This window comes from Chryseobacterium aquifrigidense, from assembly GCF_006716485.1.
GTDB lineage: Bacteria > Bacteroidota > Bacteroidia > Flavobacteriales > Weeksellaceae > Chryseobacterium > Chryseobacterium vietnamense.
This window is the reverse complement of sequence record NZ_VFPD01000002.1, coordinates 587,643-613,891: the sequence shown is the minus strand read 5'-3', so window position 1 is coordinate 613,891 and position 26,249 is coordinate 587,643. Positions and strand designations below refer to the sequence as shown.

At 36.4% G+C, this 26,249-nt stretch carries 15 protein-coding genes and 1 riboswitch; of the genes, 2 read left to right on the top strand and 13 right to left on the bottom strand.

The window, feature by feature from the left end; genetic code table 11:
- Positions 1 to 73 precede the first annotated feature (73 nt).
- Together FB551_RS17805 and FB551_RS17800 are read right to left on the bottom strand one after the other, a co-directional pair.
- Complete coding sequence (locus FB551_RS17805) at positions 74 to 1,567, bottom strand: RagB/SusD family nutrient uptake outer membrane protein (protein ID WP_142018444.1); 1,494 nt, start codon at positions 1,565 to 1,567, stop codon at positions 74 to 76.
- 17 nt (positions 1,568 to 1,584) lie between these two features.
- A complete protein-coding gene (locus FB551_RS17800) occupies positions 1,585 to 4,518 on the bottom strand; it encodes a SusC/RagA family TonB-linked outer membrane protein (protein WP_142018443.1) in 2,934 nt (977 codons plus the stop codon).
- 83 nt (positions 4,519 to 4,601) lie between these two features.
- A riboswitch (SAM riboswitch) is annotated at positions 4,602 to 4,700 on the bottom strand.
- A gap of 244 nt (positions 4,701 to 4,944) precedes the next feature.
- Here FB551_RS17800 and FB551_RS17795 point away from each other — a divergent pair.
- Complete coding sequence (locus tag FB551_RS17795) at positions 4,945 to 5,352, top strand: type II 3-dehydroquinate dehydratase (protein ID WP_142018442.1); 408 nt, start codon at positions 4,945 to 4,947, stop codon at positions 5,350 to 5,352.
- A gap of 548 nt (positions 5,353 to 5,900) precedes the next feature.
- Here FB551_RS17795 and pckA read toward each other — a convergent pair.
- The 11 genes from pckA to rimP all read right to left on the bottom strand — a co-directional run bounded on the left by pckA (position 5,901) and on the right by rimP (position 24,719).
- Positions 5,901 to 7,517 (bottom strand): phosphoenolpyruvate carboxykinase (ATP), encoded by a 1,617-nt coding sequence (pckA, locus tag FB551_RS17790; protein WP_142018441.1) that lies wholly within the window; start codon positions 7,515 to 7,517, stop codon positions 5,901 to 5,903.
- A 127-nt stretch (positions 7,518 to 7,644) separates the two neighbouring features.
- Positions 7,645 to 8,550, bottom strand: coding sequence for a GYDIA family GHMP kinase (locus tag FB551_RS17785; RefSeq protein WP_142018440.1), 906 nt, complete (start codon positions 8,548 to 8,550; stop codon positions 7,645 to 7,647).
- A 10-nt stretch (positions 8,551 to 8,560) separates the two neighbouring features.
- The gene (fabD, locus tag FB551_RS17780) at positions 8,561 to 9,436 is read right to left on the bottom strand and encodes an ACP S-malonyltransferase (RefSeq protein WP_047427426.1); all 876 of its coding nucleotides are present in this window, start codon (positions 9,434 to 9,436) and stop codon (positions 8,561 to 8,563) included.
- Between the two features lie 70 nt (positions 9,437 to 9,506).
- Entirely contained in the window at positions 9,507 to 11,468 is a 1,962-nt protein-coding gene (locus tag FB551_RS17775; RefSeq protein WP_226798729.1) for a LysM peptidoglycan-binding domain-containing protein, read from the bottom strand.
- Positions 11,469 to 11,506: 38 nt separating this feature from the next.
- Positions 11,507 to 13,093: a bacillithiol biosynthesis cysteine-adding enzyme BshC gene (bshC, locus tag FB551_RS17770; protein ID WP_142018439.1), complete on the bottom strand. Its 1,587-nt coding sequence runs from the start codon at positions 13,091 to 13,093 to the stop codon at positions 11,507 to 11,509.
- Between the two features lie 12 nt (positions 13,094 to 13,105).
- A complete protein-coding gene (locus tag FB551_RS17765; protein ID WP_142018438.1) occupies positions 13,106 to 15,043 on the bottom strand; it encodes a putative porin in 1,938 nt (645 codons plus the stop codon).
- A 287-nt stretch (positions 15,044 to 15,330) separates the two neighbouring features.
- Positions 15,331 to 16,791 (bottom strand): RagB/SusD family nutrient uptake outer membrane protein, encoded by a 1,461-nt coding sequence (locus FB551_RS17760; protein WP_142018437.1) that lies wholly within the window; start codon positions 16,789 to 16,791, stop codon positions 15,331 to 15,333.
- Positions 16,792 to 16,803: 12 nt separating this feature from the next.
- Positions 16,804 to 19,638 carry a SusC/RagA family TonB-linked outer membrane protein gene (locus FB551_RS17755; RefSeq protein WP_142018436.1) on the bottom strand — a complete coding sequence of 945 codons (2,835 nt, stop codon included), beginning with the start codon at positions 19,636 to 19,638 and terminating at the stop codon, positions 16,804 to 16,806.
- 305 nt (positions 19,639 to 19,943) lie between these two features.
- The gene (gene infB / locus FB551_RS17750) at positions 19,944 to 22,922 is read right to left on the bottom strand and encodes a translation initiation factor IF-2 (RefSeq protein WP_142018435.1); all 2,979 of its coding nucleotides are present in this window, start codon (positions 22,920 to 22,922) and stop codon (positions 19,944 to 19,946) included.
- A gap of 77 nt (positions 22,923 to 22,999) precedes the next feature.
- Positions 23,000 to 24,235, bottom strand: coding sequence for a transcription termination factor NusA (gene nusA, locus FB551_RS17745; RefSeq protein WP_034691439.1), 1,236 nt, complete (start codon positions 24,233 to 24,235; stop codon positions 23,000 to 23,002).
- Between the two features lie 16 nt (positions 24,236 to 24,251).
- Positions 24,252 to 24,719, bottom strand: coding sequence for a ribosome assembly cofactor RimP (rimP, locus tag FB551_RS17740; protein WP_034691441.1), 468 nt, complete (start codon positions 24,717 to 24,719; stop codon positions 24,252 to 24,254).
- Between the two features lie 214 nt (positions 24,720 to 24,933).
- Here rimP and FB551_RS17735 point away from each other — a divergent pair, with 214 nt between their 5' ends.
- Positions 24,934 to 26,247, top strand: a complete 1,314-nt coding sequence (locus FB551_RS17735; RefSeq protein ID WP_142018434.1) for a UDP-glucose dehydrogenase family protein — start codon at positions 24,934 to 24,936, stop codon at positions 26,245 to 26,247.
- Positions 26,248 to 26,249: the final 2 nt, after the last annotated feature.

Sequence of the window (26,249 nt, the reverse complement as noted above, 5' to 3'; positions counted from 1 at the left end):
AGCAACGGGTTTTTAATAAAAACCACCGAAATCGCAGTGGCTTAAAAAAATCAATCTAATTATGGACTATATCTTATAAATTCGGGTTATTCTCAAACTCTCTCTGAGGAATACTGAATAAATAATAAGCACTGTTGGGTGTGAAAGCTGATTTATCCGGGAAATCAAGAACAGAATGCCCTTTACCGTCTACGGTTTTCACGGTTCCGTCCGGTGTAGTGATCTGAACTTTTATCGGCTTACCATCAGCATCTACAAACGGTTTTCTTACTACTGTTCCCTGCGTTCTGATAATATCTGAAAGGGAGAATCCTTCTCCGAATAATTCTTTTCTTCTTTCAATTAAAACTGCTGCTACAACATCATTTTGTGATAAGGAACCATTGTAAACATTGGCATTTCTCGCTGTTTTCAACTGGTTCAGGACTGTTACTGCCTGAGAAACATTTCCGTTTCTTGCTTCGGCTTCAGCTTCGATCAGATACATTTCTGCAGCTCTCATGTAAACAATGTCTGCAATAAGAGTTGGCTTAAATTTAAACTTAGCATATCTCAGCAATCCTTCTCTTCCTTTCTGCCCGTCCCATGAAAACAACTGGTATCTGATGTCATTGGTATCAAAAAGGTCTTTAAAATAAGGATCTGCCATAAAGCTGTAATAATAACTTCCTGATGAAGAAACATCCAGATAATGAAAAGCATAGCTCGCATCAGACTGTTCCTGCGTCTGCCCGTGCCCCCAGATCCATTCTGCATTGTTGATGTCATTGAAGCCATCTTTGTATTTTTCAGGAGCCATAAGCGAAAATCCTTCTCTTGCAATTTTTGCAGATGCTGAAGCTTTGCTCCATTCACCGGTATTCAGGTAAGTTCTTGCTAAAAGTCCGTTCACAACGGAACGGTTGATCTTATCCTTATTGTTCCTCGTATAATTTTTCAACAGGTTATCGGCATCAGTAAGATCACTTTTAATCAATGTATAGATTTCTTCAAGACTTGCTCTTTTCTTCCCTACCGTGCTTGTGGTAGAAGGTTCAGTATAAATGGGAGCTGTCAATGCTGACTTATCTTTCAGATAGCTGAATTGGTAAAAGCTCGCCAGATTCAGATAACAGAAAGCACGCAATGCTTTAGCCTGTCCTTTCACCTGATCTTTTTTCTCCTGACTTCCTTCTGTTCCATCAATTCTTGTAATCACATTATTCATATTATTGATGGTGGAATATAACATCGTCCAGATGAACAATGGTCTGCTTGCTGTACTGTTCACCATTTCTGTGAAAGCATAGGTAGAAGCAAAGCCATATTTATTCGTCAATACCGCCACATCGCTTCCCATAGCATCGCTGGCTCTTAAAACAGTGGAATAACCGATATTAGCGTATGTTGTTCCGTCATTATTAAACTTTGCCCAGGTACCGTTCACCACCGTTTCGGCACTTTCGGCTGTTTTGAAAACTTCAACGCTGTTGGCCTGATCAGTCGGAGCCGTGTCCAGCTCACTTTCACAGCTTGTCAACGATAAAAATCCGATAAGTGCAAACGATAAATATTTTAATTTTTTCATTGTTTCAATTTTAAAGGTTAAAGTGTTGCCTGAAGACCAAAAGTGATCGTTCTCATTGCAGGATATCTGTAATACGTTGTTCCGTCCAACGCCTGCTCAGGATCCATTCCTTTATGTTTATAGAAGGTAAGAAGGTTTTCGGCTTGAATATAAATTCTGAACTTTTTCAATCCTATTTTCTCAAAATAATCTTCAGGAAGTGTATACCCTAAGCTTACATTTTTAAGCCTTGCATACGTTCCTGAATATAAAAACCTTGATGATGTTGAGGTCCAGTTATTCGTTGTTGTACTCAATCCCGGGACATCTGTATTAGGATTTTCAGGAGTCCATCTGTTCAACATTTCTGCACTCCAGGCACGTCCTCCTGCACTTCCGTTGTGCATGATAGAAGTATAGTCGGTATCCAGAATCTTCCCTCCGATTTTGAATGTCAGTAATCCTGAAAAATCAAAATTCTTATAGGTAATACTTGTACTGATACCTCCGGTCAGTTTAGGTAATGCGGAACCTTGTAAAAGTTTTGTAGCTTTTGAATATTCCGAAGTAGTTCCTTCAACTGAATTTCCGCTGGCATCTGTAGAGACCGTTTTCCACAATGGCTTTCCATTGCTTGGATCTACACCTACCCATTCCGGAATAAAGAAATCATATACAGAGCCTCCTACCGTTAATAACTTGCTACCCACCACAAGAGAACCTCCTGGCAATTTGGTTACTTTGTTGTTTAAAGTACTTAGATTAACATCAACATTCCATTGGAAATCCTCAGTTTTAAAAGGTGTTGTAAATAATGAAAATTCAAATCCTGTATTCTGAATCGTTCCGATATTCGCCGGATAATCACTGATTCCCAACGATGGCGCAACCGGCATATTAAACAGAAGATCCTGGCTTTTTCTTTTGAAGTATTCGATATTTCCTTTAACCCTGTTATTCAGAATCGCGAACTCCAATCCTACATTCAAATTAAGGTTCGTTTCCCACTTTACATTATTGGTAGATGTTTTTTCAAGGGTTGTTCCCGGTTCTCCACCAAGGCTGATAAATCTGTACAACTCCTGATAAGCATAATAAAGCGGCTGCCCGTTAGGTCTAAGCAGTTTATCATTTCCTTGTCCTCCGTAGCTGGCACGCAATGTCAATTGATTAAAGACATTCAGACTCTTTACAAATTCTTCATTTGATATTTTCCATGAACCTCCCACTGACCAGAATCTCCCCCATCTGTTATCTTTTGCAAATCTCGAAGAACTGTCTGCCCTTCCTGATGCAGATAAGAAGTAAGTATTGTTATAGTCATACTCTACTTTTCCCAGGAAACTTAATAAGCTTAATTTATTACTGTTTCCACTGAAACTCCCCAGCAGGGAAGCCGCATCCGGCTCATAGTAATAAGGCAGTGAGAACTGACTTCTTGTTCCTGAAATAGTTTGATAATCGTACTTATAGAACTCATGTCCTGCTAAAGCATTCACATGGTGCTTTTCAAACTTCTTATCATAGGTAAGGATATTGCTGGTTGTATAAGAAAGCGTTCTGGTATTGGTTTTTGTTACCGAACCTCCGATTTCAGCACCTTGTCCCAGCAATGGATTTGAATAATAATGTCCGTTATAATTCACCAAATCAACAGAAAAACTTGTTTTGAATTTTAACTCCGGTAAGAAAGTGAATTCCATGAATCCTTTTCCTGAGAAGTTATCTTCTTTATTTTCGTTTTTATCTAATGGCAATGTTGCAGCTGCATTCTGATTCTGAAGTGCATTGGTAGGTCTGTACTTTCCAAAATCATAAATTGGGTTTCCATCTGCCCCTAGAATATAGCTTCCGTCTTCATTTCTTTCATAATAAGGATAGAATGAAGGAATAAATCTTGCAGCATTGATGATATTACTGGCCTTGGAATCTGAAGAAGTTGGCGCCTGCTGAATACTGTTGGTATAGCTTAAGTTTACTCCGACATTCAACCATTTCTTCACTTCTGAGTTGATCTTCAGCCTTGTATTATATCTTTTATATCCTGATTCAATCGCCATCCCTTTATCATCCAGATACCCCAATGAAAAGAAATAATTACTTTTTTCACTTCCTCCGCTGATATCAAGATCTACCTGATTTCTTGAAGCTACTCTCTGCAGAATATCTCTCCAGTCATCATTCCAAAGTGGCGATGCACCTGGTAATAATTTCCCATCTTTTCCTACAGGTTTTGGATAAGCAGTTCCATATGGATTGATCCCAAGGGTAGAAACAAGATTGTCTGTTGCCATTTGTGCAGCCTGCTGGGAAGAAACTTTACCAGATTGATATCCGTTTCTTAATGCTTCCCAATATAATTGAAAGTACTGATCTGTGTTTACCTGCTCATAATCTTTAACAGCTCTTCCTGAGAATCCCTGACTGATATTAAAATTAACTCTGGCTTCTCCTTTTTTACCCGATTTTGTAGTAATGATAATAATTCCGTTTGCTCCTCTTGAACCGTACAAAGCACTTGCTGTAGCATCTTTCAAAACACTGATGGATTCAATATCGCTTGGACTTATAGAGTTAATATTTCCGTCAAAAGGAATTCCGTCTACCACATATAACGGATCACTGGAAGCACTGATGGAACCAATACCTCTGATTCTGATGGTAGAAACCGCACCTGGCTGTCCTGAGGCGCTGGTTGTCTGAATCCCAGCAACCTGTCCTTCCAGTGCTTTGGTAATATTGGTTACAGGTCTGTTGTTAATTTTATCGCTTGAAATGGTGGCTACAGAACCGGTATAGCTGTTTCTCTTAGCTTTTCCGTAAGCTACCACTACTACTTCATCAATCTCCTTTTCATGAAGGCTATCTTTTTTCGGCCTGGAATTCTGTGCACTTACACTGGTTACTCCCAGAAAAAAAGCAGCAACCGGAGGTATCCAGGCTTTAGAATTGAATAAATTTTTACTAATCATAATCAATTTTATTTATCATATATTAAAATTTAGCCCTTTGCAGAATAGTCAGCAAAGGGCATCGATAAATACGATAAACCAAATGCTTATTTTTCCTTAAAAGGCTGAACGTAACACCTTGCCCCACGGGTAGGTTGTTAAGATTTCACAGGGTCAGTTCCCTCCATCTTTCTTTATAAGCCGATCGAAATATGTTTGCAAAGCTAGAAACTTTTAGTCTACAAAACAAGTAGACTTATTAATTTTTCGTGATAATTTTTTAATAATTAACATAAAATTTTAATAAAAGCCATACCAATAAGGAGTTGCAGACTTTACCATTAATTCAAATATGATAAATATCATTATAAATAATTCAATAGCACAAAAAAAATAATTGCGGCCAGGTGTATACAGTTAATTCAAAAAAGTTTTTAATTTTATAGTATGAAAGTTTTAATTATCAACGGACCTAATCTCAATCTTTTAGGCACAAGAGAACCGGAAATCTATGGAAATGTCTCTATGGAAAGTTATTTGGAAGATTTAAAATCCGAGTTTCATTTTCACGAAATAAAATATTATCAGTCGAATATCGAAGGAGAGCTTATTAACAGACTTCAGGAGGATGATTTTGATGCCGTGATAATTAATCCTGGAGCTTTTACCCACTATTCTTATGCTATCGCCGATTGTTTAAAAAACATCAGAAAACCCAAGATTGAAGTTCACATCAGCAATATCTATAAAAGAGAGGAATTCAGGCAAAAATCTGTGACAGCTGCTAATACGGATGCGGTTTTATCTGGTTTTGGAATGGATGGGTATCGTTTGGCTTTATTAAACTTGAAGTAATTTCTTAACCACAGATTGCACAGATTTTCACAGATGTTTGTGGATATAGAGAGAGTAATTTATGGAGATAAATGATAAGATTTACTGTAAGAATATTGGGGCATATCCCGGCCAATTAACGAAAGAAAATCCTATAGCATTAAAGAAATAAACGATGAAAATGTAAGGATTCAAAATAATGAAGGAAGGCTGAGATGGTATTCGAAATTTTATTTTAGTTTAAATAATGAACCGGAAATAACTTCAATTAACATAGATGATACAATAGAAAATATTGAATCTGATGCCATAGAAGTAACCATTACATTTTCTGACAAAGCAAAATATTGGACGACCTTCACAACTCCAAAGTATTTAGATAGGATGTTGAATGAACAGTCTTATTTTTCTTCAAAACATTTTTTGATCATAAAACATTTGACTAAAGAATCTATCCAATCAACAATTCTAAAACTGGATGAACAGAATAAATTGATTGAAAGTTGTAAAAAGTATAAATAAGAAAGCCTCATCAATGATGAGGCTTTTTATATGTTGATGGATAACTATTAAATAGTCTGTTCCTGCAATTGAGGTCCTGAAGCAATTAATTTCTTACCTTCTTCAGTATCACAGTACTGCTCAAAATTCTTGATATATCTTGAAGCAAGATCTTTTGCTTTTTCTTCCCATTCTGAAGCATTCTCATAGGTATCTCTAGGATCTAAAATACCTGTAGAAACGTTTGGCAATTCAGTAGGAATTTCAAGGTTCATAATCGGAACCTGAGTTTTAGGAGTATTATCAATAGAACCGTCAATGATGGCATCAATAATTGCTCTGGTATCTTTCAGAGAAATTCTCTTTCCTGTACCATTCCAACCTGTGTTTACCAGATAAGCCTTAGCTCCGTGCTCTTTCATTTTACCGATTAATGTTTTAGAATACATTGTCGGGTGTAATGTAAGGAATGCTTCTCCAAATGCCGGAGAGAAAGAAGGTTGTGGTTCAGTAATTCCTCTTTCAGTTCCGGCTAATTTTGATGTATAACCGCAAAGGAAGTGGTACTGAGCCTGATCTTCATTCAGGATAGAAACCGGAGGAAGTACTCCGAATGCATCTGCTGAAAGATAAACGATCTTTTTCGCATGACCTGCTTTAGACGGCAATACAATTTTGTTAATATGATAGATCGGATAAGAAACTCTTGTATTTTCTGTAATAGATCCGTCAGTATAATCTGCTACTCCATTGTTCACAACAACGTTTTCAAGAAGTGCATCTCTCTTGATGGCAGCGAAGATATCCGGTTCTTTTTCTGCTGATAAGTCGATAACCTTAGCGTAGCATCCACCTTCATAGTTGAATACTCCGTTGTTATCCCATCCGTGCTCATCGTCACCGATAAGGTATCTTTTAGGATCTGCTGATAAAGTAGTTTTACCCGTTCCTGAAAGACCAAAGAATAAAGCTACATCACCTTTTTCTCCTACGTTAGCAGAGCAGTGCATTGAAGCCATCCCTTTTAATGGAAGGTAATAGTTCATCATCGCGAACATCCCTTTTTTCATCTCACCTCCGTACCATGTACCTCCGATGATCTGTAGTTTTTCAGTAAGGTTGAACATGATGAAGTTTTCAGAGTTTAATCCCTGAGCTTCCCAGTTCGGGTTGGTAGTCTTTGATCCGTTGATTACTGTGAAATCCGGCTCACCGAAGTTTTCAAGCTCATAGTGAGAAGGACGAATAAACATATTAGTAACAAAATGCGCCTGCCATGCCACTTCAACGATAAATCTTACTTTAAGTCTCGTATCCGCATTCGTTCCGCAGAATGTATCTACTACATAAATCTTTTTAGATTCAGCAAGCTGGTTCAGCACTAGTTCTTTACAAGACCCGAAAATTTCTGCTGTTGTAGGTAAGTTTACTTTACCATCCCAGAAAATTGTATCTCTTGTAACATCATCCTGAACAATATATCTGTCTTTAGGTGAACGACCTGTGAAAATTCCTGTTTTTACTGATACTGCGCCTGATTCTGTAAGCTCAGCTTTCTCAAACCCCTGATTTTCAGGAGAAACTTCAGCCTGATATAATTCTTCATAAGAAGGATTATACACTACTTCATAGTTTCCTTTAATCCCTAATTTCTCTAAATCCTGGATGATTTTAGTGTTTTTCATTTTACTTATATTTTCTATTTCTTTATTGCTTTCAACAAAAATAATATTAATTATTTGTTAAAGGTGGTTTAAATATACTGATATAAGTCAGAATGGCAAATAAAAAAACAGGATCACAACTAATTGATTATAAATCAATTATATTTTCCCATTCAAAAATAGTTGTAAAACCTTTCTCCCAAAAATAGTTCTTATAGTCCCCAAATTTGGCACTCATTACAAAATCTCCACCCCATGCGCCTAAACTTTTGACAAATGAAGGGCAATCTGAGAATAATTTTTCTTTAACTGTGAGAATTTCAAGAAAATCGGCAATTTTATGCTCATGAATCATCATTAATTCGGAAAAATTTTCCAATTCACTGCATAATAATATTTTTTTTGTGAGATCTGAAAATTCATTAACCAATTCCGGAGACTTCTTTTTGGACTTGTAAAAGTTGATTCCTTCTCTGCTATCCTGCTTCTGATTTAAGTGAATAAATATCAGTTCATTTTTAAAGGATGGATTGAAATCTACTTTCTCATATTTTATCTCAGGTTTGCTTTGGAAGAGCACTGCAGATTTTTCTTTCGCTACGGCGATATCATATCCACTGCCTCCCAAACTGATCATATTAAGATAAAAGGGATCTATTTCAGCCCACTCTGCAAGATTGTTCATCAGGGTGGAACTGCTTCCAAGCCCATAATCTGCAGGAAACTGAAGATTGGTTTTTAAATGATAACTAAGGTCGGTTTTGAATTTACTTGTAGAAAGCTGCTGAACATTTCGTAATGTTTTGGTAATAAATTCAGCGCTTGATGGAATATTGGTTTCCAGGATCTGCCAGTTTTTATAATCAATGACAGCTTTTAACCATAATGTATTCTGATGACAGGCTTCCCAAAGAATAAGAGATTTTCCATCTTCTTTTTCTTCAAAAAAAAACTCTTGTCCCAGCCTGGTAGGTACCGCTAAGACAAGAGCTCCATCTATTGCGAAATATTCTGAAGTAAGCATAAGCTTGCCCGGTGAAAATATCGCGCTCATATTTTTTTATTTAGATTGCAGAAGTAGCTTCTACAGATCCGTCAATTTTTTTGATCAGTCCCTGAAGGGTTTTTCCTGGTCCTACTTCTACAAAGTTAGAAGCACCATCTTTAATCATATTCTGAACAGACTGAGTCCATTTTACTGGGCCGGTAAGCTGAGCGATTAGATTTTGCTTGATCTCATCAGGGTTTGTTACCGCTGTTGTAGTGATATTCTGGTATACAGGAATCGTTGCTTTTCTGAATTTTGTCTTTTCGATAGCTGCTGCCAGTCTTTCCTGCGCAGGCTGCATCAATGGTGAATGGAAAGCTCCGTTTACCGGTAACAGCAATGCTCTTTTAGCGCCCGCTTCTTTCAGCTTGATGCAAGCTTCTTCTACAGCTGGTGTTTCACCAGAAATAACCAATTGCCCCGGACAGTTATAGTTGGCAGGAACAACAATCCCGCTGATCTGTGCACAGATTTCTTCAACCTTAGCATCTTCTAAACCTAGGATAGCCGCCATAGAACTTGGATTGGCATCACAAGCTTCCTGCATTGCTTTCGCTCTTTCAGAAACTAATTTCAAACCGTCATCGAAGGATAAAACTCCGTTGGCAACCAAAGCTGAAAACTCTCCTAAAGAGTGTCCTGCTACCATTTCGGCACCGAGACCATTTACTGCTTTTAATGCTGCTACTGAATGTATAAATATTGAAGGCTGGGTAACCTCTGTTTTCTTAAGATCCGCATCCGTACCGTTAAACATAATGGAAAGAATGTCGAAACCTAAAATTTCATTGGCAGATTCCATCAGATCTTTAATATCTTTTCTAGAATCATACAATTCTTTTCCCATTCCTACGAACTGAGAACCCTGCCCTGGAAATACAAGTGCTTTCATGTATTGAATTAAATATTATGCAAATATAACTATAATGTTAACAATATTCGTTCTAAGTGCTATAAATCATTTATGGTACTAACCTGATTACTCTGTAACCTGTATTTACATATGCACCGTTAGCTTTAGATTTTACAAACTCAAATTTGGTAGCAAGCTGAGTCTGAACTTTATTCATCTGCTTAAAGATTTCTCCTTTTTTATTCTCTCTGGTTAACATGTCATTTACGACATCAAAACCTACAATAGCATATTTTGGTGGAGTTTTGCAGTATTTAGTTTTATAAGCTGCCAGAATTTCTTTCTCAAAACTACCGTCTGTATTAATCTTTCTATCCATCAGATATACAAGACTTGCCTGGCTCAGCTCATCCACTTTCTTTTCAAAAACAGGAGAATAAAACATACTGAAGGCTTTTATTCCCTGAACTTCTTTAGAAATAGCAATCATTCTGTTGGCAAAAGCATCTCCTGCAGCATTATCATCATTCGCTAAAATGGCAATAACCGGTGCAGACTGCCATGTCATCATATTCTGATCCGGCTGAATATCTGCCGGGGAATTAACAATAATGATATTAGGATTTTTCACCGCTTTTTCAAGTCCGGCTTTAATATAGTTGGCATCTTCTTTTTTTGCATCCGCCACTATATATATTTTCTGATCTGAGTACACGCCTTTTACTTCTTCTACAATCTTATCAGCATAGGTTTGATTATTCGTCTCAACAATAATCAAATTGCTGTAGTTATAGAGTTCCGGAGAGTTGGCAAATGGTGCTACAACCGGGATTTTCTGATTTTTGGTAAAATCAAGAACATCAATTACATTGGATTTAAAGAAAGGGCCAATGATAAGATCCGTATTATCAGGATTAATCTGCGTCAAAGAGTTTTTGAATGAAGCTTCATTTCCTGAATCTACAACTTTGATATCCAGTTTTTGCCCTCCTCTTGCATTTCTTTCAATAGCAAGCTTAGCTCCTGTCAAAAAGTCAAGTGCCATTGCTCTATACTGAGTTTCGTTGGTACTGTACCCGAAAGGAAGCATTAATATAACACTCAAAGCATCGCCATTTTTCTTTATATAAGCGGCATCCTGCTTTTTGATCTTTAGAACCATTCCGGTTTTCAAACCGTGTGAAAGATCCGGGTTTAGAGCGATAAGCTCATCGATAGAAACACCGAATTTATTAACAATAGAGAACACTGTATCGCCTTGCTGAACTGTATAGGTCACATAATCGTCACCAGCTGCAACATTGGAAGCAGCTGTAGATTTTTCGTTCCCTGAATCCATTTTTGCTTTTGGATTTGAAGTTTCAGCAACGGTATCTGTATTGGCAGTAGTATTTGTTCTTTTTATTTTAATGGTATCCCCAGGCTTAAGTCCTTTTTCTTCCAATCCTGGATTTAGAGCATAAAGGTCCTGCTGGCTGATGCCAAACTGTTTTGTAATTCTGTAATAATTATCTTTGGCCTGAATGACATACGGTTCTCCTTCTGCAGGTGTGGTAACTGCTATAGGTGTAGTCGTTGTTTTTTCTACTGGAGTTTCAGTGTGTTTTTCTGTGGTTATTGCCTGTTGCTCTCCTCCATATTTTTTAATACTGGCAAGAGGTAAGGTGATCTCGTCTCCGATCTTCATGTGAGAATCTAATTCTGGATTCAGTTTTCTCAGATCAGTTTCAGAAATTCTGTATTGCTTTGTAATGCCGTAAATCGTTTGTTTTGGCAGTAAAACAATTTTACCTAGAGAAGAAGCACTTGTTGTTGAAGTTACCTTTTCTACTGGGGCCGTTTTTGTCACAACCGGAGTGGCTGCTTTGTCTGATTTTATAGTTAAAACATCTCCGATCGCCAGTTTGCCATCTTTATGTTTTGGATTTAGCTTCAGCAATTCATCTACAGTCATTCCATACTTTTTTGCAATGTTGTAAGGATTGTCACCTTGCACAACCGTATGTGATTTCTGGGCTGAAACTCCCAAAACCATACATAAACTGGATAGAATAAAAAACCTCTTTATCATAGTCGATAATTATAATTTACAAAAATACTTCTTTAAAATTAAATGGCAACAATTATTAATTTTGAATCTTGAACCACCATTTCTTCCAAACAATTTTCAAGCCACGAATAGCCGTAATCTGAAAAGAATACACTAAAGTTATATACTCTCTCCTGCCATGTTTTTGCGGGATGAACATCTAAAAACAGATTTTCAAGTCTTTCCAGCAATTCATTCTGTTTTATTTTTTCAGCATGAAGCAAACGTTTTTTCATTCTTTTAAATGATTTTAATTGTCGTACTTCTTCTGCCTTCACCATATTCCCGAAAGATTTCTCCGTTGTTTCCGCTGAAGCTTTCAATGCAGAAAAACTATTGATTAATAACTCTTCCTTCTCATCAAGTAATTGTAAAATAGGATTATCTTTTAAAATCTTCCGATTGGTAAGTACCGAAAAATTCTGGAAAAAATCTTTAATTTTAAGATCGAGTTTTTCAATTTTTCCTAATGTTTTTTCTTTCAGGAAAAGCATAGAGTTTCTTGGAATCAGAATTGGGAAAGGAATATTAATTTTTGAGAAATAATCTTTCAATTCCAGCCAGTACATGATCTCGGCATTACCTCCGATATAGGCTAAATTAGGAAGTACATTTTCCTGATATACCGGACGCATCAGTGCATTTGGACTGAATTTTTCAGGGTAATTTTCCAATTCGGCAAGAATTTCTTGTTCTGTAAACTGGATAGGCTTATCTACAACAATATACTTCTGTCCGTTAAATTCTATTCTGTCTCTCGTTTCAGAAAGGTAGAAAAGGTTAATCTCTCGAGGGTTTACCTGAACCTTTCCGTATTTTTCTGTTAGAAAATCTACTTTCTCCTTTGATGTTTTTTGTAAGCTGAAGTTCAGAAGTTCATCTTTAAAAATCGTTTTCATTTGATTTTTAAGTTTCTGAGAATCTCCATCCAAAATTAAAAGTCCAAATTCTGAAAAAAGACGATTCACAAGAATTTTAATAGCTTCCGTTAAAGTGTTTCCAACTTTATAAGCCTCCTTCATCATTAAGATCAGCTCTGTACCGAAAATAGAATCTTTGAACTCTTTTTCAAATTCCGATATAAAATAGGTATCACTGATTTCAATTCTCCCTACCGGACCGCCTGATTTCTCATTGGTCTCGTAGTAATTATTCTCGGTTTTAAAATGGTTAATTTCGGCAAAATCATGATCCTCTGAAGCCATCCAATAGACCGGAACGAAATTAAAATCCGGGAAATTTTCTTTCAGATAGGTACATGTCTTTATGGTCTGAAGAATTTTATACACAAAGAAAACAGGCCCTGAAAACAGGTTCAACTGATGTCCTGTTGTAATCGTAAACGTATTGGGCAGTTTAAGATTCTCCATATTTTCTTTCTGCTTTGAAGAAAGAGAAAGATTTCCAAACTGTCCTTCAAATACGTCAGCTAAAATGTTTCTTTTTTCAGAGGTAAAAGAATCTTTTTTCAGATGAATCTGCTGTCTGAAATGATCTAAGGAAAATGTATTATTTTCAAAACCCTCAATATTCTGGTTTAAAAAATCTTTTACCAGCTGAGGAATGCTTTCTATATCGTTAAATGATATTTTATTAATTGTTTTCAACCTGTACAGTTTTTAGTTGAACAAATACCACACGATTCCGATATTCAATCTGAAATCATACACCGGATAATGTGGAAATGCATATGCTTTGTTATTCGAAATAACAGTTCCTATCTGCTGTCCTTCTATGAAAAAGAACATTTTTTTGACTTTCATATTAATATAAACATCGGCGATAGGCTGTCCTCCAATTGAAAATGAATCTGCTCTCGGAAGGATATATTCATTAAGAACAGGAAAATAGTCTCTTGAAGCGAATTTAGAGAAGTAGTATACTTTAACACCTGCCTGAATTTCTGCTGCTTTTTTGAATGCCTGGGTCTGGTAGAAGAAATTGGCTCTACCGATGAAGCCTGGCATGGGAAGCAGTTCTTTATTCGTTAAGGTATTCTGGAAATGTACTCTGGTATTCAGATGGAATTTGTTGAAGCTGAATGTAGCGTCTCCTCCGATCTGAGAGATATTTACTGAATTGTCACTTTGTTTCGGACTTCCGTTGCTGTCAAAATAAGTGTAGTTATCGATTCTGAAGTAATTGGCGAAAATTTCTGTTTTAAACCATTTAAGATTGATGCTTCCTCCCACTTCCATTACAGACTGGTTCTTTGCATTTTCAAGATAATAATTGAAATTATTATATACAGAAGTATTCAATAAGTAGTTGAATGAAGGATATGCACTTTGGAAATTTACCTTAGCATTAACAAAATAATCTTTTATAGGTTCAAATTTCAGATTATTGGTTGTCTTCAGATAACTTTTAAACTGGCTTCCGTTTGAAAATTCAAGGAATGAGTTCAACTGAATTTTGTCCCAAAGTTTTACCTGCAGGTTTCCTACAGCTCCGATTCTGTTTTCTTTAAGTTCACCAGGAAAAGGTACGTTGTTCAGTGCAACGACATCTCTTATCCCAAATTTAATGATCTGATAACGTACCCCTGCATCCAGCTTAAATTTTTCATTATTAAAAATCAGGCTTACCGTATTGCTGAAATTCTCAGAATATTTTTTGGTTGTCAATGGAAAGCCATTCACTAAATCTGTAGGAGCATCATACCAATACGGCTCTAATGCGGTTTGGTTATAATAGTATTTATTTCCCTGATGAGAAAGAATGTGTCTTATGCTGAAAGGAAATTTCTCAGAATTGAATGGCGTAAACTGATGACTCAGATAATATCTTCTGTAAGAAAACTGTGAACTGGAAGAAGCCAGATTTACCTGTGCATTTTGTCTGTTACTATAATTACTGTCTCCACTCTGAAACAGATTATCTTCAGTAATCCCTCCATTTTCCTGATTATTTACATTCTGGTGAAGATAATGCGCAAAAAGCTCATAGTTCCCATTTTTTGAAACATAGTGTCCGGAAAATAAGGTATTGTTGTTAGCTGATAAGGAATTTCTGTAAAGTCCCTGCGAACGGAGTCCCATATATTCAAGAGCAAAATTGAACCTTTTTCCGATATTCTGAGTATAGGTAGATTTTAGAGCAGCTCCGTTTCTCATTGCATTATGATATATAAATGTAGCTGTAGGTGTTTTAACATCATAATACTTTACATCATTGGCTCCAATAATCATGTAAGATTTGTTGGATGGCAATAAAGAGAGATTTTGCTCATCATTAACTTCAAATACAAGAGGATTAAATCCTGAACCAATGTTGGCGGGCTGTACTTTTCCGAAGTTATCTTTATTATTTTGCTGTGAAAAGATATAGGTTTTATCAAAAGTCATTACTGTATCAAAAACTTTCTTTTCAGAAAACTGGGTCTGATACTGATAATCATTTATAGTAGGTTTGAAAATTTTCAGGGAATCTTTTTTCCCGGAATCTATTACAAGAGTGTCTTCTTTTTTAGGCTGAGGCTTTGTTTCTGCTTTATTAACGACCTGAGCCTTGGCTACAAAACCTAAAGAGAAGAGTATGAAAAGGATGTACTTCATTATTCATTATTGTACAGCAAAAATAAGAAATAAAAGGACATAAAAACTGTTTGATTGGTATCCGGGGCGTACTAACTATTCCCAGGCTATGATGACATTCCTAAATTAGCACTATATCCATACCTGTTACTATCATGATAGCAGCCTGAATAAAACAGTCTTTTAAATACCAACAATTGCTACACTTATCCTTTATAAATGGTACAGACTTTTTTAAAGATTTTGAACAAATAAAATAAGCCACCTTTACAAGGCGGCTTATTTTTTTATTTTATCTGATTTGATAATTAGTTATCGTAACCTGGGTTTGATTTTACCAAAGTTCCAGCAACGTTAGTTTCTGCCAAAGGAATTGGGAATGCCAATCTGTTATCTCCAACTGGAATATTAGCTGTTACACTACCGTTAGTAGCATTTTTAGGAATAGCTGTTCCCCATCTTAGTAAATCCCACATTCTGAAACCTTCACCAAGAAGTTCTTTTCTTCTTTCTAACTTCAGCCTGTCAAGCGTAACTGGTCCCGCTAGAATTAGCTGTTGATCAACAGTTAATATAGTCCCATCAACATCTTTATAACTTGTTAATCTATTTCTCAAAATTTGTTCCCAATATTCTTTTGCTACGGCAGGATCTCCTCCGTTAAGCTCTGCCTCGACACCATTAAGAAGAACTTCTTCATATCTGGAAACTCTAATATTATCTTCACCATTTGGATTAGGATACTTAGCTGCAATATAAGTTCCAGCAGCATTCCCACTCGCTGAAAATATAGCACTTCTAATATCATGCTCAGGAATTGAAGCTACTACATTAGCTTTAACCGGCATATTTACATATGAGTCAGCTGGAGCAATTTTGTAGTGAATACTAGTTGAACCTAAAGCAGCAATAGGACCAACAGCAAGTTCAAATACTGAGTTAGAAGCTGCATTATTAAGTGTCCAGCTTGTCAAATATGAATCACGAGGAATTACACTATATTTTCCAGATGCTACAACATCTTTTACCAATGAACGCACTTTAGCATAATCTCCTTTATATAAATAATATCTGGACATTAAGGCCTTAACTGAGAATTCATTCAATACCGTTTTATCACTATAAACCTGATTAGCATTTCCAACTAGGTTAGTTAATGCACTATTAAAGTCTGCTTCAATCTGAGCCTGCGTCTGTTGAACTGTAGAACGGGCCATATTCGCAGAAGGATTATACTGAAGAGGAACAACCACTCCCGTAGTTCCACCAGAATACTGCTGTCCGAATAATCTTAAAGCATCAAACAAAGCCTGTGCTCTTACCGCATAAGCCTGCCCTTTAAGTTGCTTTACCTTCGAAGCAATCTTAGCTGGATCAACCGTTTCCCCCCAAGTTAAGTTATTTGAAGTTCCAAGAATGATGTTAGCTTTAGCAATTGTTGTATACATTGCAGTATATGGTCCTGATGCGTAAGCATCACCAGAAAGCATTGTATAGTTTGAAACTGTACTATAATATCCGGAACGGTTATTAGAATACATTGCATCACTTCTCAATTCAGGAATTGTTACAAAATCACATCCGTAATAAGAAGCACCTCTCATAGTACCATAAGCTCCGAATACAAAAGACTGAAGCTCTTCTATTGTTTTAATATCTTCCTGGGGTTTACTTTGGAAAAATTGTGTATCAATAAAGTCCTCACTACACGAAGTAAACGCTGTAGAAGTAAGGGCAATAACTGAGAATGCTATTAAGTATTTTTTCATTTTTTTCAATTTTTAAAATTCAACATTAAATCCAACTAAATAAGATTTCAAAGGAGGCAAGTTCAGGTTAGTAGTTCCTGCAAGTGCAATATCCGGATCATATCTTAAGTTTTTATCATATGCATGTGTCCAAAGGTTGTTACCCATAACGTAAACTGTTACTTTATTAAGGTTTGAACCTTTTAAGAAGCTAGAGTCAAAAGTATAAGCTATTTTTAAGTTAGCTAATCTCAAATAATCCGCTTTATATAAGAATCTTGTAGATGTTCTGTTTGCAAGCTTATTACCACCATAAATAGGCTTAGGGTTCAATGCATTAGTATTGTTTGGAGTCCAATAATCTAATTGATCCTCATATCCAGGATAGAATAAGCTATATTGACCATCACTCATCGTATAGATTGCCCAGTCATCATATACTTTACCTCCAAAGCTATATGTTCCTTGTGCAGAAACTGTAAAATTCTGATAAGACATTTTAATACCAACACCTCCAAAATATTTCGCTAAACGATTACCTTGAATAGCTCTTTGAGCTTTATTATAATTGTTGGTTGTTTCACCATCAACTCCATTCACATACCATAACGGATCTCCATTGTTAGGGTCAACACCTGCCCATTTTCTCATGTACCAGCTGTTGATAGATTCTCCTTCCTTTAGGATCGTAGCTCCGGAAATAATGTCTTTTCCACCATAGATTTTAGTCAACTCATTATTAAGCGTTGATAAGTTAGCATCCATGCTAAGAGCAAAACCTTTTGGATTCTCAGGCTTTAAGATATCCGCATTGATACTGAATTCAAATCCTTTGTTAACCAATGTACCGATATTGTCTGTGTATCCTGAAATACCTTGAGCAAGAGACAATGGAACAGTAAAGATCAGATCTTCAGTTTGCTTGTTATAGTATTCAGCTGTTAATGAAATACGATCTTTTAATAAACCTATATCAACTCCTACGTTGAAAGGCTTAACAGTTTCCCATTTAAGTCCTGGGTTATAAAAACCTCCGAAGCTTGCTCCAGCATTGTTATTATAATTGATACCGTAGCTGTATGTAGCGTAAGGAGACGCTGAAATCTGATTTCCTAGTTTACCGTAAGAAGATCTAAGTTTCAATAATGTTAAATAATCATTATCAGGGATAAAGATTCTTGCTAAGTCAACACTTGCTCCTGCAGAATAGAAGTTGCCTCCTTTCTGACCTGGGAAGAAGTTTGACATTGCATCTCTTCTATATGATAAGTCTAAGTTAACAATATTGTCGTAATTATAGTTTACCTGTCCTGCATAACCAGATCTTGAAGTAATAGCTTTTGTTCCACCAGCTGCAACAGGTTTAACAAAACTATCTAAAGTCTGAAGAGATGAAAGGGCAACAACCTGTCCTTCCGCATTGATAGCTCTCATGTCAGATTTGTAAGCTTCCTGAATAGCTCTGGCAACAAATTTATTTTTATCTCCAATTCTGAAAGAATATTCTAAGATATTTTGTATGTTGAAATTAAAAAATCTTCTTGCATTAGATGTTAAATCACCTTTCGCTGAGTATCCATCACCATGAAGAGGGGATAAGTAAACATCTTCTTCTACGTTGATATACTCAGGGGCGAAATTCATTCTATAAACAAGCCCATCAAGAATTTTATAAGTTACTCCCAAGTTTGCAAATACTCTACTTGTGTTTGCTTTTCTAGAGTTAATATCCTGTAATGCTGCTACGTTAAAGTTTCCGGAAGGCAATGAGTTATTAGCACCATAATACCAGCTGCCATCAGGGTTTCTTACCGGATCAACAGGAAGGTTAAAGTACTGAGCGATCAATGGGTTAGCAAAATCACCACCATCATTCAAAGTACGCATTTTACTGTTTGAAAACTGAAAATCTGTATTAATCGTTAATCTATCAGTTGCTTTATATTCAATTTTAGTGGAAGCATTCACTCTTTTGAAATCACTCCCTTTATAGACACTCTCCTGATTGAACATACCGATAGAAGAGTAATATTTGAATTTATCACTTCCTCCGCTAACTGAGAAGTTTGTTTCACTTTGATTAGCACTATTTCTAGTAAGCTCTTTTTGCCAGTTGGTATTTACATTACCATACGCAGCATATCCTAGTGGATCCTGGTCTGGATCAAATAAAGCATCATAAGCCTCCTGATAAGATCCATAACCAAATGCAGCAGGTGTATTGGCCATTGTCTGAGCTGCTAAGCCATGCCACTGATCTTTTGTCAATGAATTTGGCAATTTAAAAGCAGTTTTATTTACCCCAAAGTTACTTGAGAACTGGAATCTTGGTTTACCAGATTTACCAGATTTTGTAGTAATAATGATTACCCCAGCACCAGCATCTGCTCCATATAGTGATGTTGAAACTGCATCTTTAAGTACAGTCATTGATTCAATATCATCAGAACTTAAATTCGCCAAGATATTTGACGTTGTGTTTAAGCTTGTAAGATCTCCTGAAGCAATTCTTACTCCATCAACAATAAAGATTGGGCTATTATTTCCATTAACAGAAGTATTACCTCTAACACGGATGTTTACAATACCCCCTGGCTGTCCTGAAGCTGCTCCAGTCTGTACCCCGGTAACTCTACCCATCAGGGCTTTATCAGGAGATGCAACAGGCAGATCATTAAGCTTGTCACCTTTAACTGTACTTACAGAACCTGTAACTTCTTTAACAGATTTTTTCTGTCCGAACCCGACCATTACTACTTCATCAATCTCAGTAGCTCTAGCTGTATCCTTCTTTGCTTTTTGCGCATAAGCTACTTGTCCTAGGAAAAACAGAGCTCCGGCGCTTAATACACGTAGTTTAACATTCATATTAACAAATTTTAATATATTTAATGGGCAAATATGTTAATAAATATTAACATCCACAAATTAAACTAACGTTTAAACGACTATTTTTTTTACCGTTTCATTTAAAATTTACATAAAACAAATAAGATTCAATAATAATAGACAGTTTTTATTCAATAAAAAAGAATTTTTTTGCCGACCCCATTCGTTTTAACAAATTATTAATAATTCAAAAAAAATTATTTAGAACGATTATAAATTAAACGAGTTTAAAAAATAAAAAAACCACTTTATAAAAAAGTGGTTTTCACATATTTAGGATATATTTATTTCAGTTTCTTCTTGACTGCTACTTCTTCGTATACTTCAAGGATATCTCCGATTTCGATGTCATTATAACCTTTAAGGTTTAGACCACATTCGTAACCTTTCGTAACTTCCTTCACATCATCTTTGAAACGTTTCAAGCTTTCAAGTTCTCCGTCAAATTTAACAATACCATCTCTTAGCAAACGCACTTTAGACTGTCTTGTTACTTTTCCGGTAAGAACCATACAACCTGCAATTGTTCCCACTTTAGAAATCTTGAATACTTCACGGATTTCAACATTACCAATTACCTGCTCCTGAATCTCAGGCGAAAGCATTCCTTCCATCGCTTCTTTTACCTCATCAATTGCTTTATAGATTACAGAATACGTTCTGATCTCAATTTCTTCACGATCTGCAAGTTCTTTTGCATTAGCCCCAGCTCTTACATTAAATCCAATAATAATTGCATCTGATGCTGCCGCTAAGTTGATATCAGATTCTGTAATCTGTCCAACACCTGAGTGAAGAATTTTAACGCTGATTTCTTCTGTTGATAATCTCTGTAACTGATCAGAAAGAGCCTCTACAGAACCATCCACGTCACCTTTAAGGATAATATTCAATTCTTTGAATTCTCCTAAAGCAATACGTCTACCCAATTCTTCAAGCGTTGTATGTTTTTTAGTTCTGATTGATAATTCTCTCTGTAACTGTTCTCTCTTATTAGCAATTGCCTTACCTTCACTTTCATCAGCATATACTCGGAATTTATCACCTGCTGTAGGCGCTCCGTCTAATCCTAAGATTGTTGCAGGGATTGATGGACCAGCTTCATTAAGATTTTTACCTCTTTCATCAAGCAAAGCTTTTACTTTACCATGATTTTTACCTGCCACCACATAATCTCCAACTCTTAAAGTTCCGGTTTGCACCAGCATTGTTGCTACATATCCTCTACCTTTATCTAAAGATGCTTCAATAACAACTCCGTTTGCTGCACGTTCAGGATTCGCTTTTAACTCAAGCATTTCAGCCTGTAGTAAAACTTTCTCCAATAATACATCAACGTTGTTACCGAATTTAGCAGAGATCTCTTGTGCCTGAACATTTCCACCCCATTCTTCTACTAAAACAGGAGGATTCAAGCCTGAAAGTTGCTGACGGATATTATCAGGATTTGCATTAGGTTTATCCACTTTATTGATTGCAATAATCATTGGAACCTGTGCAGCCTGAGCGTGGGCAATAGCTTCTTTCGTTTGCGGCATCACATCATCATCGGCAGCAATTACAATAATTGCAATATCCGTAATCTGTGCACCTCTTGCTCTCATCGCAGTAAAGGCTTCGTGACCTGGTGTATCTAAGAAAGTAATTCTCTGACCGTTTTCCAGTTTCACGTTATAAGCACCAATGTGCTGAGTAATTCCTCCGGATTCACCGGCAATTACGTTTGTTTTTCTAATGTAGTCCAACAATGAAGTCTTACCGTGGTCAACGTGTCCCATTACAGTAACTACAGGAGCTCTTTGTAATAGACTCTCTTCAGTATCTACTTCATCTTCTGAATCTGTATCTTCAAGATCAGCATCTGAGAATTCAATTTTATAACCGAATTCATCTGCTACTAATAATAAGGTATCAGCTTCAAGTCTTTGGTTCATGGTAACCATTACACCTAATGAGAAACAAGCAGAAATTACTTCAGTTGGAGAAACATTCATTAAACTTGCCAATTCACCTACTGTGATGAATTCTGTTACTTTAAGAGTTCTGTCCTGTGCTTCAAGCTCCTGCTGACGCTCATCCTGTTCTCTACGGAAAGTTCTCTTGTCTTTTCTGTGTTTTGCAGATTTAGACTTTCCTCCTTTATTAGTAAGTTTTTCTAATGTTTCTTTGATCTGGTTTTTAACCTGCTCATCAGTTAGCTCAACTGGCATAACTCTCTGTCCAGGTCTGTTGTTCTGGCCTCCTTTTTTGAAGCCACCACCTTGACCCTGACGGTTTCCACCTCCCTGGTTGTTTCCAAAACGGTTTCCACCCTGGCCACCTTGACCTTGAGGACGATTTCCTTGTCCACCTGGACCACCCTGGCGGTTTCCACCTTGTCCACCGTTATTATTGTGCTGACGGTTTCCTTGGCCCTGACCACCCTGGTTGTTGTTATTATTTCCTGAGTTTTGATTATTCCCCTGACCTTGTTGGTTATTCTGGCCACCAGGTTTTTCAATTCTCTTTCTTTTCTTTTTTGCTCCGGCTCCTGGCTTTGGTGCAAACTGAGTTAAGTCTATTTTTTCACCAACGATCTTAGGACCGTCAAGTTTTTGATACACTGTCTCAATTTTCTGTGGTTCCTGAGATTCAGGTTCAGCCTCGGCTTTTGGAGTTTCCACTTTTTTCTCCTCTGCAACAACTGGTTTTGGAGTTTCTTTTACTGGTTCTACAGGTTTAACTTCTTCTTTTTTCTCCTCCATTTTTGGCTTGTCTTTTTTCACAGGTCTGTTTCTAGATTCTATTTGAGACAAATCAATTTTATCCAAAACTTTAAATTCCTGCTTTTCTGGGGCTGCTTTAACTTCCGGCTGTTGTTCTTCTTTCACGATTTCTTCTTTCTTTTCTTCAACCGGTGTCGCAACAGGAGCCACAGGAGCTGCAGGAGCTTCTTCAACTTCAGGCTTCTTAGGTTCTAAGTCTATTTTACCTAAAATTCTAGTTTCTGGTTTATTTGCTTTAGCTCTTATCACTTCAGGGGTTTTCTTTTCTTCAATTTCCAGTTTTTCTTCCGGAACTTTAGTGATCACCACCTCATGGGAAGCCTTTCTTTGTTCGCCGTCTTTAGCAAACTCAGCCTCCAATGCAGAATATGCCGCTTCTTCCAATTGAGCGTTAGGATTGCTTTCAACTTCGAAACCCTTTGATTGTAAAAACTCTACTAATCTGGACATCGAAATGTTGAATTCCTTAACCGCTTTATTTAATCTAATTTTTGGCATTTATATTATTTACTGTTTTTTAATTTTTAAAATTAAAGTATTTCTTTTTTACTGTTTATTAAAATTTATTTAAAATCTTAATCTTCAAATTCTTCTCTCAGAATACGTTTCACCTCTTCGATTGTTTCTTCTTCAAGGTCTACCATATTTAAAAGACTTTCAGTTTCTTTATCCAATACTGATTTTGCAGTTGTAAGTCCTACTTTCTTAAACTCATCCAAAATCCACTGCTCGATATCGTCATTAAATTCTCTCAATTCAACATCGTCATCCTCGCTGGACTCTCTGTATACATCAATTTCATATCCTGACAACCAAGAAGCCAGTCTAATATTCTGTCCTTGTTTTCCAATTACTTTAGAAATCTCTTCAACAGGAGTATATACTAATGCATAGTTTTGATCCTCATTGATGTCAATTTTATTGACAGTAACGTTTCCTAAAGCTCTCTTCACCAAAATCTCAGGGTTTTTAGACCACTGAATAACATCGATGTTTTCATTTCTCAACTCTCTTACAACGCCATGAATTCTGGATCCTTTTACTCCAACACAAGCACCTACCGGATCAATTCTGTCATCATAAGCATCTACTGCAATCTTCGCCTTTTCACCAGGAATTCTCACTACCTTTTTCAGGATAATTGTTCCGTCCTGGATTTCAGGAATTTCCAGCTCTAATAATTTCTCAAGGAATTTAGGTGCAGTTCTGGAAATAATAATCTGTGGTTTAGAACCTTTAAAGTCTACTGTCTCAACAATAGCTCTGATATTCTCACCCTTTTTAAAGAAATCGGATGGGATCTGGTTTTCTTTTGGTAAAATAAATTCGTTTCCTTCATCATCCAGCAGAATCACATGCTTATGACGGATGTGGTGGATTTCTCCAACAACAATTTCCCCAATTTTATCTCTAAACTGCTCGTACAGCATTGCATTATTGTGCTCCTGAAGTTTTGTAGCCAAAATCTGCTTAAGGGTAAGAATATTTCTTCTTCCCAATTGTGCAACAGGAATTTCCATTGTAAAGTCTTCACCTACTTCAAAAGTAGGGTCAATCTTCTTAGCTTCAGAAATTTCAATTTCCAAATCATCATCTTCAGACATTTCGTCCTCTACAATTGTTTTATTTAAAAATATCTGAAAATCTCCTTTATCCGGGTTTACAATCACATCAAAATGATCATCTGAATCAAATCTCTTTCTTAAAAGAGTCTTCAGTGAATCTTCAATAATTGCCATAAGATCAATCTTACTGATCCCTTTTTCGTCTTTAAAATCACCAAAGGATTCAATCAACGCTATATTATCCATCTATTCTTTTTTCTTTTTAAAATTTAATTACTACTAATGCTTTTTTGATCTCAGGATAAGAAATTTCTTTCTCCTCCTCCACATCTACTTTTCCTTTTCCGATATCTTTCGGCTTTCGGTAACGTAGAACAAGTGTGATCTTCTCATCGTCTACTTTTGACAATTCTCCTTCAATTTTAGAAGAATCCTCCAGCATCACTTCAATCTCTCTTCCAATGTTTTTACTGAACTGTCTTGGTGTGGACAATGGTTCGCTTAATCCTGCGGACATCACCTGAAGGCTGAAGTCATGCTCTTCACGATCCATATTAAATTCAATTGCACGGCTTGCATCAAGACAATCCTGCAAAGAAACTCCGTTATCACCATCCAAAATCACTGTAATATCATCCCCTGCAGAAATTTTAAGATCAATAAGAAACAGATCTTTTCTGGTCTCAAGGAATTCATTTAATAATTCTTCAATTCTTTTTCTAAACTCCATATATTTTTATCTTGATTTACAGTACGAAAAAAGGCTTTCTTCCGAAGCCTTCCCATTTTTTCCGTAAATCCATTGCAAATATAAGCTTTTTTTCTAAAAATGCAAAATTATCTTAAGTATCAAGTAAATAGCGCCAGATTCATTTACAATAAATTAAAAGAATATGTCACAGGATTTTTATTACTTTTGTCTCTAGAATTTTAAAACAGACATTTTGAATATAACGATTGTAGGAACAGGTTATGTAGGTTTAGTTACAGGAACTACGCTGGCAGAACTTGGCAATTCAGTATACTGTGTTGATATTGATGAAAAAAAAGTAGAAGGTTTGAAAAACGGCATTGTTCCCATCTATGAGCCGAACCTTGAAGAAATGTTTTTGAGAAACATACAGTCTGAAAGATTATTTTTCACTACCAATCTTAAAGAAGCTTTAGACAAGAGCGAAGTTATATACCTGGCACTACCAACCCCTCCGGGAGAAGATGGATCTGCGGATCTCTCTTATGTACTTCAGGTAGCTAACAATATTGGTGAACTAATGACTGAGTACAAAGTCATTGTTAATAAAAGCACGGTTCCTGTAGGAACGGCGGACAAAGTAAGAGAAACCATCTCAGCGAAAACAAATATACCTTTTGATGTTGTTTCAAATCCGGAATTTTTAAGAGAAGGATTTGCGGTTGAAGATTCAATGAATCCCTCAAGAGTAGTAGTGGGCGCAAGTTCACAAAGAGCCAAAGACATCATGTCTAAAATATACCAGCCCTTCACCAATATCGGAATTCCCATTATCTTTATGGATGAGAAGTCTTCGGAACTCACAAAATATGCTGCGAATTCATTTTTGGCAGTAAAAATTACCTTCATGAATGAAATTGCCAACTATTGTGAAAAGGTAGGTGCAGATGTAGATAAGGTAAGACTGGGAATGGGTAGTGATGACAGAATCGGGCACAGATTCTTATTCCCGGGGATCGGATATGGAGGAAGCTGCTTCCCCAAAGACGTAAAAGCGCTTATAAAATCGGGAAAACAGGAGGAATTTAATTTCCAGATTCTCGAAGCTACAGAAAATGTAAATACCACCCAGAAAGTCATTTTAGTGTCTGAAATTGAAAAATATTTCGGGGGAAGTATTGAAGGAAAGAAAATTGCTATGTGGGGGCTTGCCTTTAAAGCCAATACAGATGATATCAGGGAAGCTTCATCATTAGACAACATTGCCCTACTGCTGGAGAAAGGAGCAGAGGTAATAGCCTATGATTCAGTTGCAGAAAATAATGTTCAGAAACTTTTAGGTGATAAAATACAGTACGCCAAAGGAATGTATGATGCACTGGAAGATGTAGACGCGCTATTTATTGCTACAGAATGGCCGGAATTCAAAAACCCTAATTTTGAACTGATGGCTAAAAAAATGAAAAACAAAGTCATTTTTGACGGCAGAAATATGTACCCACTGGAAATCCCTGAACAAAACGGATTTCATTATAAAAGTATAGGAAGAAAGACCATCACAAAATAAAC